The following is a 14,674-nucleotide window of genomic DNA, read 5'->3' as shown; positions in this document are numbered from 1 at the left end:
GTCCGGGTTTCGCCTTTTTTTGGCGGATTTGTTCTGACAGAGGATCTAGGCGCTGCAACTGGACGTAGTTATGTGTTCCAATGCCTTTTAACCCTTTATAAATCCTTAACAATAAAAAACAGCCAAGAAACAATGTCTTGGCTGTTCTTCTTGTTATTCGTTTACTTTTGGATCCAGCGCGTCTCTTAACCCGTCCCCTACAAAGTTGAAGGCAAGAACTGTCAGGAGTATCAATGAACCCGGCAATAGCGGGTACCAAGGCGATGTCAGCAGAATGGTGAAGTTCTGCGCATCCTGCAGCATATTGCCCCAGCTTGCTGTCGGAGGCTGAATGCCAAGACCAAGGTAGCTGAGCGTTGACTCAGCAAGAATAACTCCGCCTACTGAAAGGGTAGCAGAAACGATGATTGGCCCAATCGCATTCGGAAGGATGTGCGAGAAAATAATCTTAAAGCTTTTCGTTCCAATTGTCTTAGAAGCGAGAACGAACTCGCGTGTGCGCAGCGACAGAAATTCACCGCGGACAAGACGCGCAGTTGTCGTCCACCCAAGTACGGCAAATATGATGATCAGCTTATCCACACCCGGTTTAAAGATTGTTACAAGCGTAATCAATAAAAAGATTTGAGGGATTGAAAGAATAATATCTACAAATCTCATCAGAATCGCATCAATAATGCCTCCAAAGTACCCTGCTATTGCACCTACAACAGTACCAATCGTAATAGAGCCTATAACTGATGCAAACCCAACTAGCAAGGATATCTGAGCCCCGTATAACAAGCGCGTTAGCAAATCTCTTCCAAATCGGTCTGTTCCAAGAAGATGTTCTATTCCTCCAGGTGGAACAAGTTTTTTTGTTAAATCTTGTGAATCATATGCATATGGTGCAATAACTGGAGCAAGCATTGCAGTAGATATGATGAAAATTAGAAACACAGCTCCAGCTACAGCGAGTTTGTTTTTGGCAAACTTTCTGAAGAATATTTTCGTTAACGTGTCAGGGTTCGCTTTGATCCCGTGAACCGCCAGCTGACCAGAAGTTTCCGGTGTCAGGTTAGTTTGTGCCATTGTGCTCCCCCTCCTAGTACTCGATTCTCGGATCGAAGATTGCATAAAGAATGTCAGCAATTAAGTTTCCGATGACGACAAAAACAGCTGAAATAACAGTTAACGCCATAATAACCGGATAATCACGCTGGAATGCAGAATCAAAGAAAAGAAGTCCAATTCCAGGCCATGAGAAAATCTTCTCAACAACGACAGCTCCTCCGATAAAGGAAGGAATCATCAGACCGAAAATAGTGATGATCGGAATCAATCCATTGCGCACGCCGTGTTTAATAATGACTTTCGATTCTTTAAACCCTTTTGCACGGGCAGTTCTCATATAATCCTGCTTAAGGACGTCAAACATGCTTGACCTTGAATACCTCGTCAAGCCCGCCATATCGGCAGAGGCAAGAACAAATGCAGGCAGCATGAGATGGTGAATCCTGTCCCATATGCTGAATTCGGCATTCAAGGTTGAGGTTCCTCCGGTCGGGAACCAGTTTAGCTGCACGGCAAAGACCATGATTAAAATAAGCCCGAGCCAGAAGTTAGGGGTAGCCAGTCCAAGGAAAGAAGTGACAGATACTGTGTAATCAACTTTTGTGTAAGGTCTTGCTGCAGAAATGATGCCAAAAGGAATAGCAATGATCAGAGCAAGAACAGTAGAGACAACCATAAGCAATAGCGTATTCGGCAAACGGTTCATAATCATTTCGCTTACAGGCACGCCCTTACGGATAAGAGATGTTCCGAAGTCCCCCTGCACCATGCTTCCAAGCCATTTCAGATATTGAATGTGTACAGGATCATTTAATCCGTATTTCTCCATAAATTTCGCCTTATCAGCAGGACTGATGGTCGGATCCATCAATAGCGTTGTCGGGTCTCCAGGTGCAAGTCTGATAATCGCAAACGAGATAATTGTAATACCTAACAATAAGGGAATAGCCATCAATGTTCGGCGGACGATATAAGTAAGCACAGCTAGATCTCCCCTTTCCTTCTCAATTTTCTATAGGTAAAAACAGGGTCCAGAAACAAACAGACTCGTTCAATTTTCGAAATTAGCAAGAAATGTGCAACTTTCTCTTCATAAAAACAAGGGAAGGGATGTTCCCTTCCCTCTGCACGTTTCTTGGAGTGTTTCAGTAACTTGTGATTACTGTTTTAACCACCATTTGTGGATATTGTAGTATTCAGACTTCGCGTTAAACTCGTAGCCTTGAAGATTTTCAGGCATTACGCGGTGAACGTTTGGATAGTAAAGGAACGTGTAAGGCTGGTCTTCAGCAATAAGCTTGTAGATGTCAGCATACTTTTTAGCATACTCATCTTGATCAAGAATTTGTTTCGCTTCTTCCATTAACTTGTCTGCTTCTTTGTTTGTGTAATCAGTCATGTTTAAGCCTTCAGCAATTTGGCTTGAGTGGAAGATGTCATATTGATCAGGGAAAGTAGACAAGCTCCATCCTAAGATCATTGCATCGAAATCCCAGTTTGGTGCAGAAACCTGCTCGATGAAAGCTGAGAACTCGATGATCTCAGGCTTAACTTCGATACCGATTTCTTTTAATTGCTGCTGTACAACAACCGCGATATCTTCACGGATTTTGTTACCTTGGTTCGTTTTTAGAGAGAATGAGAATTTCTTGCCGTCTTTGTCAAGAATGCCGTCGCCGTCAGTATCTTCCCATCCTGCTTCTTTAAGCATAGATTTTGCTTTTTCGACATCATAATTGAACTTTGGCACATCGTCGCTGTATGCGAAAGAAAGCGGGCTCTCAGGAACGTGAGCTACTTCACCGTCGCCGTTCATAACAGATGAAACCATAGCGTCTCTGTCAAGAGCCATTGTTAAAGCCTGACGCACTTTTACATCTTTAAAAAGGTCGTTCTTTTGGTTCCAGCCGATGTAAGTGTAAGAAAGACCTAAGCCAGACTCAACTTTTACGCCGCTGAACGTGCTTTTTACTGTTTCAATGTCAGTACCCGGTACTTCTGTGAATTGAACATCGCCAGCTTGAAGCTGTGCAAGAAGCGCATCCTGGTCAGGAACGATTTTGTACGTGATTGAATCAAGGTATGGCTCGCCAAGGAAGTAATCTTTGTTCTTCTCAACTTTTACATATTCTCCGTCTTTCCACTCAACAAATTTGAATGGGCCTGTACCGATTGGAGATTTTGTGTTGAATTCGTTCTCGCCAAGCTCTCCCACTGGAACTTTTCCAAGGATGTGCTCAGGAAGGATTCCGTAGCTTAGAGACACAGGGTAGAATGAAGCATCTTTCTTGTTAAGCTTGAATTCTACTTCAAAGTCGCCTTTTTTAGTTACTGTTTCTAAAGATTCAAAACCAGATCCGCGCTCACCGACATAGTCAGGGCTTTTAGGGATGCCGTATGTAAATACTACGTCATCTGCAGTAAGCTGTTCGCCGTCGTGGAATTTAACATCTTCTCTGATTTTTACAGTGTACGTTAAACCGTCTTCAGACACGTCGATTTTTTCAGCGAGGTGCAAAGTCGGGTTGAACTCAGTGTCAGAAGACACAAGTCCGTCAAAGATGAAGCCTTCGATATCAGAGCTTGAAGCATCTGTAGAATACATTGGGTTAAACAATGTTGGTCCGCCAATCGTTCCAACTACCAAATCTCCGCCCATTTGCGGTTCGCCGGCATCTTCAGCCGGTTTTTCTTTGCCGCCAGAACCTGAAGCAGGTTTGTCGCCCGCGCCGTTGTTGCACGCAGCAAGGAACAAAGAGAATACCAGCAGTAAGCTAAGCAGTGTAAATAAACCTTTACGTTGTTTCACTTCGTATTTCCCCCTTAAATTTTTAATTTTTAGACTTCTTGACTGACAAGTTATGGCTTCTGCCATCTCCCCCCTTCAAGAGTGTGATGTATGCTGATCTTGCCATCAATAAAGATGGCAAGCAACAAAGTGATTTTTCTTTACTTCTTTAAATTGAGGAACGGCTTCGCGGCAGGCGCTTGTTGCAGCCGGACATCTTGTGTGGAAGACGCAGCCCTGCGGAGGATTTGCCGGGCTCGGCAATTCTCCCTTCAGGACGATGCGCTCCCGTCTTGCCTGACCGGCCTTTCTTGGAACCGGAACGGCTGAAAGCAGTGCTTGAGTATAAGGGTGCAGCGGCTCAGAGTAGAGGCTGTTTTTATCAGCCAGTTCCATCATTTTGCCGAGATACATCACTCCGACACGGTCGCTTATGTGTCTTACAACACTCAAGTCATGCGAGATGAACATATAGGTCAGGTTAAACTCATCCTGCAGATCTTCTAATAGATTAATAATCTGTGCCTGAATCGATACATCAAGCGCCGACACAGCTTCATCTGCAATGACCATCTGAGGATTCAGCGCGATTGCCCGCGCAATCCCGATTCTCTGGCGCTGCCCTCCTGAAAATTCGTGAGGATAGCGGTTGATGAAGGATGCGTTCAATCCTACCTTTTCAAGCAGCTCTTCTACTTTTTCGGTTCTTTCTTTTCCTCTGTAAAGATTATGGGTATTCATTGGTTCTTTAATGATGGAACCTAAAGTTTTTCTCGGATTTAATGAAGCAAACGGATCCTGAAACACCATCTGAATATTTTTCCGGACGGTTTTGCGGAGCTCGCTTTCGGGTAAATTGGTAATATCCTGTCCGTCGAACAGAATTTTCCCGCCGGTTGGCTCATACAGACGGATAATCGTCCGCCCTGCAGTGGATTTTCCGCAGCCTGATTCGCCAACTATTCCGATGGTTTCTCCCTTTTTAACAGTCAGGTTGATTCCATCTACGGCCTTTACATACCCTGCAGTTTTCTGAAGAATTCCGGATTTGATCGGAAAGTGTTTCTGTACATCTATCAGCTGAAGAATCGTTTCATCGTTTTTCAGCTGCGCTGTCTTTCTTTCTGCATCTGCAACTTTCATTGAACGGCAGCCTCCTCGTCATCATATAAAAAGCACCGGACAGAGCGATGAGCTGAATGCTGCGTCAACTCAGGAAGAGCGCTGAAACACTTATCAAATGCTTTTGGGCATCTTGGTGCAAACCTGCAGCCTGCAGGAAGATTATCCGGTGTAGGAACGTTGCCCGGAATCGAATTCAGCTTCTCAATATCACCGTCTATTGAAGGGATCGAAGCCATGAGTCCCTGTGTATAAGGGTGAAGCGGTTCATCAAACAAATCTTCTACGGACGCTTCTTCAACGACCTGACCGCAATACATAACTACTACTCTCTCGGCTATTTCAGATACAACGCCGAGGTCATGCGTGATTAAGAGAATACTAGTATCGAATTTCTGGCTGACATCTTTCATCAGATCCAGAATCTGTGCCTGAATGGTAACATCCAGCGCCGTTGTCGGCTCATCCGCAATCAGGAGCTTCGGATTGCAGCTCATCGCAATCGCAATCATGACACGCTGGCGCATTCCGCCTGATAATCTGTGCGGATAATCATGAATAATTTCATCCGCCCGGCTGAATCCTACTAATCTTAAAAGCTCAATTGCTTTTTTGACAGCCTGGTTTTTAGGAAGCTTCTGATGATACATCAGCACTTCTGTAATCTGGTCGCCAATGGTCAGAACAGGATTCAGAGAGGTCATCGGCTCCTGGAAAATCATTGAGATGTCATTTCCCCGCACCTTGCACAATTCCTTTTCGGAAAGCTTGGCCAAATCCTTGCCGTTAAGCAAAATCTCTCCATCTACTATCTTTCCTCCAGGACTTGGTACGAGCCCCATAATGGAAAGAGATGTAATACTTTTGCCCGATCCCGATTCCCCTACAAGTGCAACCGTCTCGCCTTTATGTATCTTCAAGTCAACGCCATCCACAGCAGGAACAGCTTGCTTCTTTTTGTAAAAATATGTTTTCAGATTCTTAACTTCCAAAAGTACTGACAATACCCTTCACCGCCCTATGATGTAAAGAATTTCCTTATTAATTATATAAATCATCTTAACTTTTTGTAAACATTGAATAGTCAGAAAATATATATTTGTATAGTATTACAAAAGTTTTACAAAAGCAAGCGAATTTTTAAAATATTGTAACTTTATTATTAAATTACTGTCTTTACTAGGAAAAAATACCAACAAAAAAACCCTTACTTGGGTTTAATGAATGACTTATTAACTATTTCGTCTGACGAAATAAAAAAGAGATCTGTCATGTTTATTTTTGTCTTTTCCATGTAATCCTTCACGATCTGATAGCCCGCTGCATATCCCAGCATCTTTGGATAGAATCCTGTTCCGAACATGATTTGGGTGAACTTTCTGGAATCGCTTTTCAGCTCGAGATTCGGTTTTAAGATTTTCTCATAAAAAGACTGAACCTGATCCTTCGAATAGCGCTTCGTCCAGGATCCTGCATACTCTTCCCCCATTCTCACCCTGACTGCATTCTCTGCCATTCCCTCAAGAATGACCGCATCCATCAGCGTATAGTCCCTTTCCTTTTTCGGGTCTTTTGCAAGCCTGCAGACATGATGATATTCATGGGTCAGGATTGTCTGAATTTCTTTTTTGCTGTTATCCGACAGAAACAGAAAGAGTTTATCATGAAAGGCAAGACCTGATTTCCCTCCAAATTCATCTCGCATTTTTCTGTTGGCCGCATCAGCAGGCAGAATGAATACCGGCACATCCGGACCTGACCATTCCTTTTTGAGCAAGGCTTCATCCGTCCTCACAATGTCCCACACCTTATTTTTCTTCAAATCTGCAAACAGCAGACCACCCGTTACTTCCCCTCTGTACATACCAAAAGAATTCAAATAGCCACTGATTTCCCTTGTGCTGCTTTTATGAAAGTACGGCTTCAGCCGTCCGCAAATCTTAAGATGATCGGTTGATTCTTCGAGCCATTCATTTGTCTTGATTACAGTCATAAAACATCCGCACTCCCCTCTGCGGTATCTTATGAAGATGCGGGAGGGGGGGTGAAAAGGGAAATGAAAATGGCAAGTGTGCTGTCGTTTTGCGGTAATGGATTCGTAACGCTGAAAGTGCTGGCACTTGGATCCTTGTGGCGTCACTTCACTGAGTGATGCCACTTTTCTTGCACTTGGACCATTGTTTGTGGTCACTGCAACGAGTGATGCCACTTTTCTCGGACTTTGACCTTGTTTGTGGCGTCACTATACCGAGTGATGCCATTTTCTTAGGGCTTGGATCCTTTTTTATGGCGCCACTACGCTGAGTGATGTCACTTTTCTCGCGCTTGAATCCTTGTTTGTGGCGCCACTAACCCAAGTGGCACTTTTCTAGGTATTTGCTTCTCATTGGCTCTGCTAAAAGTCAATTAAACAAAAAATCCGAACTATTAATCATAGTCCGGAAATTTCTTTGTTAACTGATTTTTTCTCGTTTAGATCATCATTGATATTTTTTAAAGATAATCGTTGCGTTATGTCCGCCGAACCCAAGTGAATTGCTCAGTGCAACATTCACTTCCGTTTTTCTTGCCTCGTTTGGAACGTAGTCAAGGTCACATTCCGGGTCCTTCTCATGAAGATTAATAGTTGGCGGAATGATGCCTTCTTTGATGGCAAGTATGGAAAGAATCGCTTCAACTCCGCCCGCTGCTCCAAGCAAGTGCCCTGTCATGGATTTTGTGGACGAAACGGCAAGCTTGTATGCGTGTTCTCCGAATACTTCTTTAATGGCAAGCGTCTCAAATTTATCATTATAAGGAGTGCTTGTGCCATGGGCATTTACGTAATCAACGTCCTCTGGAGACAGGCCGCCGTTTTCAAGCGCCATTCTCATTGCGCGCACTCCGCCTTCTCCTCCAGGTGCAGGAGCTGTGATATGATGGGCATCACCTGTTGCTCCGTAGCCGACGATTTCTGCATAAATCGGCGCTCCGCGGTCGAGTGCATGCTGAAGCTCTTCAAGAACAAGAATCCCTGCTCCTTCTCCCATGACAAATCCGTCGCGGTTGGCATCAAACGGTCTGCTTGCTGTTGCCGGATCCTGATTTGTGGAAAGCGCTTTGCTTGCGCTGAAGCCGGCAAACGCCATTCTTGTAATCGGTGCTTCTGTTCCGCCTGTGATCATGACATCTGAATCACCGCGCTGAATAACTTTAAATGCATCACCAATTGAGTTTGTGCCGGTAGCACATGCTGTTACCGTACATGAGTTAAATCCTTTTGCCCCTAAAGCAATCGAAACCTGGCCTGCTGCCATATCCGGGATCATCATTGGAACAAAGAATGGGCTGACGCGTCTGGCACCCTTTGTCAGCAGTGTTTCAAACTGATTTTCAAAGGTTTCCATCCCGCCGATGCCGGACCCGATCCATACTCCAACACGAGGTGCAATCTCATCTGTAATTTCAAGCTGTGCATCTTTAACCGCCATAAAAGACGCTGCTACGGCATATTGCGTGAAACGGTCCATCTTTCTTGCTTCTTTTTTATCCATATACTTCTCAACATCAAAGTCCTTGATTTCTGCTGCCACTTTTGCAGGATAATCAGCAGAATCAATCCGCGTCAGCGGGCCGACACCTGATACCCCTTTAATTGCATTGTCCCAAGTGGATGCTGCATCGCTTCCAATTGGAGTAATGGCTCCAAGTCCGGTTACAACAACTCGCCTGTTTGTCATCTGTATACACCCTGCCTTTTTTATTATTTAAAAGTTTATCTGCCCCAGCGCATAGCAATGGCGCCCCAGGTTAATCCGCCCCCAAAACCTACCATGACCACAACGTCTCCGTCCTTAACCGTCCCTGCCTCAATTTCCTCGACAAGTGAAATCGGAATGGATGCTGCTGAGGTGTTTCCATATTTATGAACCGTTTTTGACATTTTTTCAACTGGAAGCTCAAGACGCTCTCTCGCTGCTTCCATGATCCGAATGTTTGCCTGATGCGGAATTAAGAAGTCAACATCCTCTTTTTTAAGACCCGCTTTTTCAATGACATTCACACTCGATTCACCCATTTGTCTGACGGCAAATTTAAAAACTTCTCTGCCGTTCATCACAATTTTTTCATCCTGATATAAGTGTTTTCCGCCAGAGCCGTCTGAGCCGAGTTCAAAAGAAAGAAATCCGTTTCCTTCAGATACGCTGCTGACAACAGCCGCTCCGGCACCATCTCCGAAAAGGACGGCTGTGTTGCGGTCATCCCAGTCTGTAATTTTTGACAGTTTTTCAACACCTACAACAAGCACATTTTTATAAGCGCCCGTTTCGATGAACTGCTGAGCTGTAATCAGTCCGTACATAAAGCCCGCACATGCCGCGCTCAAGTCCATGGCAGCTACTTTCCTTGCCCCGAGTTTTTCCTGCAGCATGCATGCAACCGTAGGAAATGGCTGATCGGGCGTTACAGTGGCCACTAAAATCATATCCAAATCCTCTGCAGTCAGTCCAGCGTTTTCAATCGCTTTTTTAGCTGCATAGTAAGCCATATCGGAAGTATCCATATCATCTTCTGCAAGACGGCGTTCTTCAATACCTGTCCGTGTGCGGATCCATTCATCGGATGTGTCCATCACTTTCTCAAGATCAGCATTTGTTACAGTACGGTCCGGAGTATACCGTGCAATCCCAATAATTCCAGCACTCATATATGCAGCTCCTTTTTCGCTTGTTTTTAGAATCAATTATTATTACCTGGTACTAATTTTATCGTATTCTTTTTAAAATTTCAATCCAAATCTGTGCGTTTGCCTCGCTCCGCTTTTGAATCAGAACATACACTGTCAGTAAGGAAAAGTAAGAGAGGTGTTTATGTTGAGCGAAAAAAGACAGGCGGATGAGTCCGGAGATTTTTTCAACTCCTTCATGTTCGGCGATAGACGTGAGGTGCGCACAGAGCAGGAGGAAACAGAAAAAAGGCCCGCTCTTGATGAGCAGGAACCTCAGTCCGGAACCGATTATTTTAGCATTTTCATGCAGATTGATGACATTATGGACTCAATAAAAGAATTAAAGCCGGTCGTAAAAGAGTTTTCACCGATACTGGATTACTTAAAAAGATTTATTAAATAAATAGTTTTAAAATTTAAGTGGCTGACAAAATGCATTGATAAACTTTTTAATCATTTGCATGTTGTTAGCTATTTGTGATGAACAAATACAGATACTATCCCTTTTATATATTGAAACCATCACTAGAATGCATGAAATGATTTTTAAATTCAATCAACTGCAGCCGAAACACTCTTTAATATTAGTCTTTTTTTTACAAATCGCTCATGTCTATTTAATTACAGAAATCTAACGGAGAATCTTTGTTAGTTTTTTTAAATTAATCAAAAAAAAAGAAATATATTTACTATTGCTAACTTTATGATAATATTGAATTTGGATATAAAGTAAAATATATCCAAAAATACATTAGGAGGAGAAACACTATGAGCTTACAAAATAAAAAGATCAAATTTTTAGCAACAACGCTTCTTGCTACAACATTAGCATTTTCAATTGGAGCTGATGACACTCATGCAGACCAAGCGTTCGCATATCCTACAAGTGGATATAGTACTCACAATAAAACACTGTCAGACATGGGTTCATCATATAAACAGACAACTTCTGTTTATGCCACCTCAACATCTTTAAAATATAATAGTATTAAGATGTCTTCAGGTACTGGCGGTGGTGCATGGGGTATGATGTGGATAGTAGATAATGTTAATAGAACTAGTAAACAAGTAAATACTTTCTATTGTAAAAATGTCAAAGGCACTACTTATACTTGGCCTGGTACATATACAGTTGGTTGGAACTCAAACACTGCTAGTTGGACTGAGACCAGTATGTTCGCTAATGGATGTTATACAGCAACTACTCATATAGATGACGTTATCTTTAAAAAGAGCTCATCATTCTCATCTGCTTCAATGGAAAGCGTTCCAGATATTCAAAACGCTACTAACAAAGTTAATTCTTTAAAAACATCTGAAGAAAATGCTCAAAATCAGGTTAGTTTTAAAATACTAAAAAGTAGTAAAAATCCACTTGGCTTTAAAAAGGAAACTTTTATAAGTAAAGCAAAAGATAGTTATACAGTAGATACGATATTTAGTAATAGTAAAAATCCAGAAGAACATATTAGAGTAATGAACAGTAATAGAGTTTCAAATTTATATGCCCCTCAAGAAATCATTAATATAAATGGTATGAAAGCTGAGTACTCGCAAACAATTAGACCTGAAGAAAATGATGTTTTATATGAGGTTAATATTAATAAAAATGGAACAAATACTGTAATTATTGGTCTTTCAAAAGGCAACATAAATAAGAAATCCATTATCGACTTTGCAAAGAATTTAAAGTGACTAATACGGCGATTAGAGACTATCACTCAAGTCACTAAAAAAAAGCAGGCAGGAAAAATGAACTTTTTTCCTGCCTGCTTTTTTAAAAATTTATATAATATGTGATATTAATACTGCAAATTTAATAAGCAGTCAAAAAATTCACTTTTTAACCCTTAGAATATTAATTGAAATGTTATAGACAAATCAATGGTGAGCTCAATATTAAATAGATCAACAAACTTAAGTTGTCAACTCAAAAAAGCCGATTTATTTCTCTGCTTCATTTTTTCCAAGTTCATATGCATCCTTCATGACTTTCGTTAAAAGCTCCATCATCGGCTGAAGGTGTTCAGCTCTGATTTCAATTCCTGCTTCATCGAGCTTCGCTTTTGCCTCGGGAAGATATTTCATGGCGATCTGCATAAATTCAAGTGTTTTAGTATCCTGGCTCATCCAAAGTTCCTCCTTTACAGCTGATTTGGCAATTTGCCTGTTTGCTTGTAGGTTTCAATTTGCTGCTCTAATTTCTCCTGAAAGGCTTTGTCGACTTTCGGACTGTATGTACCCATTTCAATCACGTTATCCTGAAAATCAAAATAGAGATTTCCGCTGGCGAGTTCACCGGCCTGGTATTTCTCTGCGACAAGCTCATAAAGCCTGTCCACATGCTGAATTGTGCTGGTCAGAACGGTATTTTCTCCAAGGTCTGACTGATCGGACACATAGCCGATGGCATACAGGCCTTTTTCTTTCATTCTTTCGATTACAGGTACATTATAGCCGTCACCTGCCGGATATACAACATCCACGCCTTCGGCAAGCATTTCATCTGTATAATTCAGAGCGGTCCTCACGTCATCCCAGCTCTCGACATATTGAATCTTCACTTCAACATCAGGGTTTTGATAAAAAGCCCCTTCATAAAAACCGTCAACTTCCGGCTGCCATTCATATGCAGCAAGAATTCCCACTTTGTTGGTGCTCGTCATTTCCCCGGCGATCATGCCCCCAAAAAACCCCATGGCATTTGCATTGAAGTTGAGGCTCGTCACATTTTCTCCATCTGCATCACCATTGAAAAAAACAAACCTGATATCCTCATATTCTTCATTCAGCCCTTCAAAATAGGCTTCATATTCGCTTCCATGGCCAAAAATGAGATTGACTCCTTTGCCGCTCATCTCATTGACGGCTTCTCTCACCGCATCTTCATTATTCATGCCTTCTTTATAAAAGACTTCGGCCCCGTATTGCGATTGTATTTTCAAAAGCCCTTTGTATCCTTTCGTTCCCCAAACCTGATCGCTGATCGTATCAGGTACAAGCAAGCCTACTTTTTCCAGCTCATTCTGACGGGGTTGTCCGCATCCAGCCAGAAAAAAAAGGCACATCGCGAAGAGAATACTTTTCTTCAGCATGGCAAGCAGCTCCTTTAAGCTTGTGCAAGTCTAGATTCCTCTATATTTTAGACTGTTTGGCTCATTCGGCACAAGGATATATTTCCCAAAAAATAAGCAAATCCAGAGATTTTATCTACAAGGACTGAAAAATATAGAGGTTTTGCCTGATCCACTCGGTTTGGGCGCTTAATCCCTCTTTTAGTGAAACGCTGCTGCGCACAGTATATTTTATGTCCTCTGAAACTTTGCAGGCGATTCCGCTCTCCTTTTTTTCATTCAGAAGCATTGCAGCCTCTCTCCACTGATTTTCTTTTCCGGAAGATAAATGAACGGTATCTCCTGTAAATGTTTCAGGTTTAGACAGCTCAATCAGGGCACTCACGGCATCTTCGATGTAAAGAAGGTCTCTTCTTTCCTCTTTTTCATCCTGAACAGGGCTCCCGCCAGTTAAGGAAGCAACAATGCGTTTATGAATGCTGCCGGAATTTGGCTGCCACGGACCGTAAAGACCTGGAAACCGGATGATTTTCAGCAGATCTGACTGGTTAAAAAGCTTTTTCAATGTCTGTTCCTGCTTTAAATGAGCAGCTCCATTTATAGTTGTCGGAGCTGGTACCGTGTTTTTATCAATCACAAGCTGATTCTCCCCATATACTTCCATTGATGAAATTAATACTAGAGGGATCTTGTGAGTAAGTGAAAGAGAAGCACACTCTTTTAGAAGATTTTCATGAATCCTGCTTTCTTTGTCGGCAGGATCCTGAATGCAGCAGAAAATAAGATCATGCTCTTTTTCTTTTGGAACCGACTCCACGCTTTGAAACAGAGCATTTCTCCCGATCATCATCAGCTTTTCTTCAGCCACTCTCTGTTCGAGTTCATCCTCATAATGATTGCTGATGCCATCAACACATACGCCCTCTTCAAGCAGCCTGCTGCAGAGGGAAAAACCGACAAACTGCAGGGTGCCCGCAATGAACGCTTTTTTCATGTTACGAATCCTCCTTATAAGAGCGTTATAGTAATCGTATGCTTAAAAACAGCGCAAAAGAATCGTTCCTGATGCAGGAACGATTCCGGCTACAAATTTTTTTCATTTTCTTTAAAAAACTTCACGACCGAATGATGCAATCTGTATTGATTGTCGGCAAGATGGAACGTGAGATCGATCGGATTTCCATGCTTGCTTCTGTGCTCCTCATACATTTTGCTGTGGTCCTGATAAGGGTAGGTGATGCTGTTCATCCGCTGCCAAATATGAACCGGTATGTCTGCTGTATCAAAGCTTTCATCAAATGTCATGCTCCCTGCCTCTTTTGGATCCTTGTCATACGCAAGGGCTATTTCACGGGAAAGCCGTTTGTAGAAAAATTTGTTTTCTCTCTCTTTTTCAAGGTGGGCGCTTAGATTCAGGCAGGGATTAAACATGGCAGCAGATCTGATTTTATCGCTTGATTTCATAAGTTCTTTTGCAACAAGCGCGCCCATTCCCTCGCAAAGAATGTGTACACGCTCATTTAAGATTTCTTTTTTCATGACGATATGATAAATCCTCATTGCGAGCTGCTGTGCTTTCGGACTTCCCCAATTTGCCCCGTACAAATTGGACGTAAAGACCGTATAGCCTGCTTCCAGAAGTACGCCAAGCAGCTGATTTCTTCCATAATGCTGAAGCCAGAAGCTTGTTTGCGAATCGACGAAATGAGTTTTGTCCCCAAAGATATAGACCCCGAAGCCATTCGGCTGATACGGATAATGAATAATGCTCCATTCGGAATCAAGCTGAAAAAACCGTTTTGTAATGCCCATCTTTGCCCACCTCCTTTCAGTCGTACTTTGAACTTCTATACAACGTATGTTGACTTGCCATAAAACGAATGGATATATACCCAGTCCGGACATCCATTAACGTTCATCAAATGGTCA

14 protein-coding genes are annotated in these 14,674 nt (G+C 42.4%); 2 read left to right on the top strand and 12 right to left on the bottom strand.

Annotated features, from left to right (window positions below):
• Positions 1 to 153: 153 nt before the first annotated feature.
• The 8 genes from opp4C to ACTSEZ_RS00515 all read right to left on the bottom strand — a co-directional run bounded on the left by opp4C (position 154) and on the right by ACTSEZ_RS00515 (position 9,650).
• Positions 154 to 1,071: an oligopeptide ABC transporter permease gene (gene opp4C / locus ACTSEZ_RS00550; RefSeq protein ID WP_369732215.1), complete on the bottom strand. Its 918-nt coding sequence runs from the start codon at positions 1,069 to 1,071 to the stop codon at positions 154 to 156.
• Between the two features lie 13 nt (positions 1,072 to 1,084).
• Positions 1,085 to 2,035: an ABC transporter permease gene (locus tag ACTSEZ_RS00545; protein ID WP_369732214.1), complete on the bottom strand. Its 951-nt coding sequence runs from the start codon at positions 2,033 to 2,035 to the stop codon at positions 1,085 to 1,087.
• A 177-nt stretch (positions 2,036 to 2,212) separates the two neighbouring features.
• Positions 2,213 to 3,862, bottom strand: a complete 1,650-nt coding sequence (locus tag ACTSEZ_RS00540) for a peptide-binding protein (RefSeq protein ID WP_369732213.1) — start codon at positions 3,860 to 3,862, stop codon at positions 2,213 to 2,215.
• A gap of 105 nt (positions 3,863 to 3,967) precedes the next feature.
• Complete coding sequence (locus ACTSEZ_RS00535; RefSeq protein WP_369732212.1) at positions 3,968 to 4,984, bottom strand: ABC transporter ATP-binding protein; 1,017 nt, start codon at positions 4,982 to 4,984, stop codon at positions 3,968 to 3,970.
• On the bottom strand, positions 4,981 to 5,967 hold the full coding sequence (locus ACTSEZ_RS00530; RefSeq protein ID WP_369732211.1) for an ABC transporter ATP-binding protein: 987 nt from the start codon (positions 5,965 to 5,967) through the stop codon (positions 4,981 to 4,983). Before ACTSEZ_RS00530 ends, ACTSEZ_RS00535 begins: the two co-directional genes overlap by 4 nt.
• Before the next feature lie 203 nt (positions 5,968 to 6,170).
• Entirely contained in the window at positions 6,171 to 6,956 is a 786-nt protein-coding gene (locus ACTSEZ_RS00525) for a DUF2268 domain-containing putative Zn-dependent protease (protein ID WP_369732210.1), read from the bottom strand.
• A 487-nt stretch (positions 6,957 to 7,443) separates the two neighbouring features.
• Positions 7,444 to 8,682 carry a beta-ketoacyl-ACP synthase II gene (gene fabF / locus ACTSEZ_RS00520; protein WP_369732209.1) on the bottom strand — a complete coding sequence of 413 codons (1,239 nt, stop codon included), beginning with the start codon at positions 8,680 to 8,682 and terminating at the stop codon, positions 7,444 to 7,446.
• Positions 8,683 to 8,717: 35 nt separating this feature from the next.
• Positions 8,718 to 9,650 (bottom strand): beta-ketoacyl-ACP synthase III, encoded by a 933-nt coding sequence (locus ACTSEZ_RS00515; protein WP_369732208.1) that lies wholly within the window; start codon positions 9,648 to 9,650, stop codon positions 8,718 to 8,720.
• 166 nt (positions 9,651 to 9,816) lie between these two features.
• Here ACTSEZ_RS00515 and ACTSEZ_RS00510 point away from each other — a divergent pair, with 166 nt between their 5' ends.
• Together ACTSEZ_RS00510 and ACTSEZ_RS00505 are read left to right on the top strand one after the other, a co-directional pair.
• Positions 9,817 to 10,074: a hypothetical protein gene (locus ACTSEZ_RS00510; protein WP_369732207.1), complete on the top strand. Its 258-nt coding sequence runs from the start codon at positions 9,817 to 9,819 to the stop codon at positions 10,072 to 10,074.
• Between the two features lie 365 nt (positions 10,075 to 10,439).
• Complete coding sequence (locus ACTSEZ_RS00505) at positions 10,440 to 11,366, top strand: hypothetical protein (RefSeq protein WP_369732206.1); 927 nt, start codon at positions 10,440 to 10,442, stop codon at positions 11,364 to 11,366.
• A 249-nt stretch (positions 11,367 to 11,615) separates the two neighbouring features.
• Here the strand turns inward: ACTSEZ_RS00505 and ACTSEZ_RS00500 are convergent, their stop codons facing one another.
• From ACTSEZ_RS00500 to ACTSEZ_RS00485, 4 genes are all read right to left on the bottom strand, one after another.
• Entirely contained in the window at positions 11,616 to 11,801 is a 186-nt protein-coding gene (locus ACTSEZ_RS00500) for a ComZ family protein (RefSeq protein WP_369732205.1), read from the bottom strand.
• A gap of 14 nt (positions 11,802 to 11,815) precedes the next feature.
• Complete coding sequence (locus ACTSEZ_RS00495) at positions 11,816 to 12,766, bottom strand: BMP family ABC transporter substrate-binding protein (RefSeq protein ID WP_369732204.1); 951 nt, start codon at positions 12,764 to 12,766, stop codon at positions 11,816 to 11,818.
• A 115-nt stretch (positions 12,767 to 12,881) separates the two neighbouring features.
• A complete protein-coding gene (locus tag ACTSEZ_RS00490) occupies positions 12,882 to 13,739 on the bottom strand; it encodes an NAD-dependent epimerase/dehydratase family protein (protein ID WP_369732203.1) in 858 nt (285 codons plus the stop codon).
• An 89-nt stretch (positions 13,740 to 13,828) separates the two neighbouring features.
• Complete coding sequence (locus ACTSEZ_RS00485; RefSeq protein WP_369732202.1) at positions 13,829 to 14,557, bottom strand: hypothetical protein; 729 nt, start codon at positions 14,555 to 14,557, stop codon at positions 13,829 to 13,831.
• Positions 14,558 to 14,674: the final 117 nt, after the last annotated feature.

Source organism: Metabacillus mesotrionivorans, assembly GCF_052171315.1.
In the GTDB taxonomy this organism is placed as follows: domain Bacteria; phylum Bacillota; class Bacilli; order Bacillales; family Bacillaceae; genus Bacillus_P.
The sequence above is the reverse complement of the archived record's forward strand: the minus strand, read 5'-3'. Positions and strand labels throughout refer to the sequence as shown.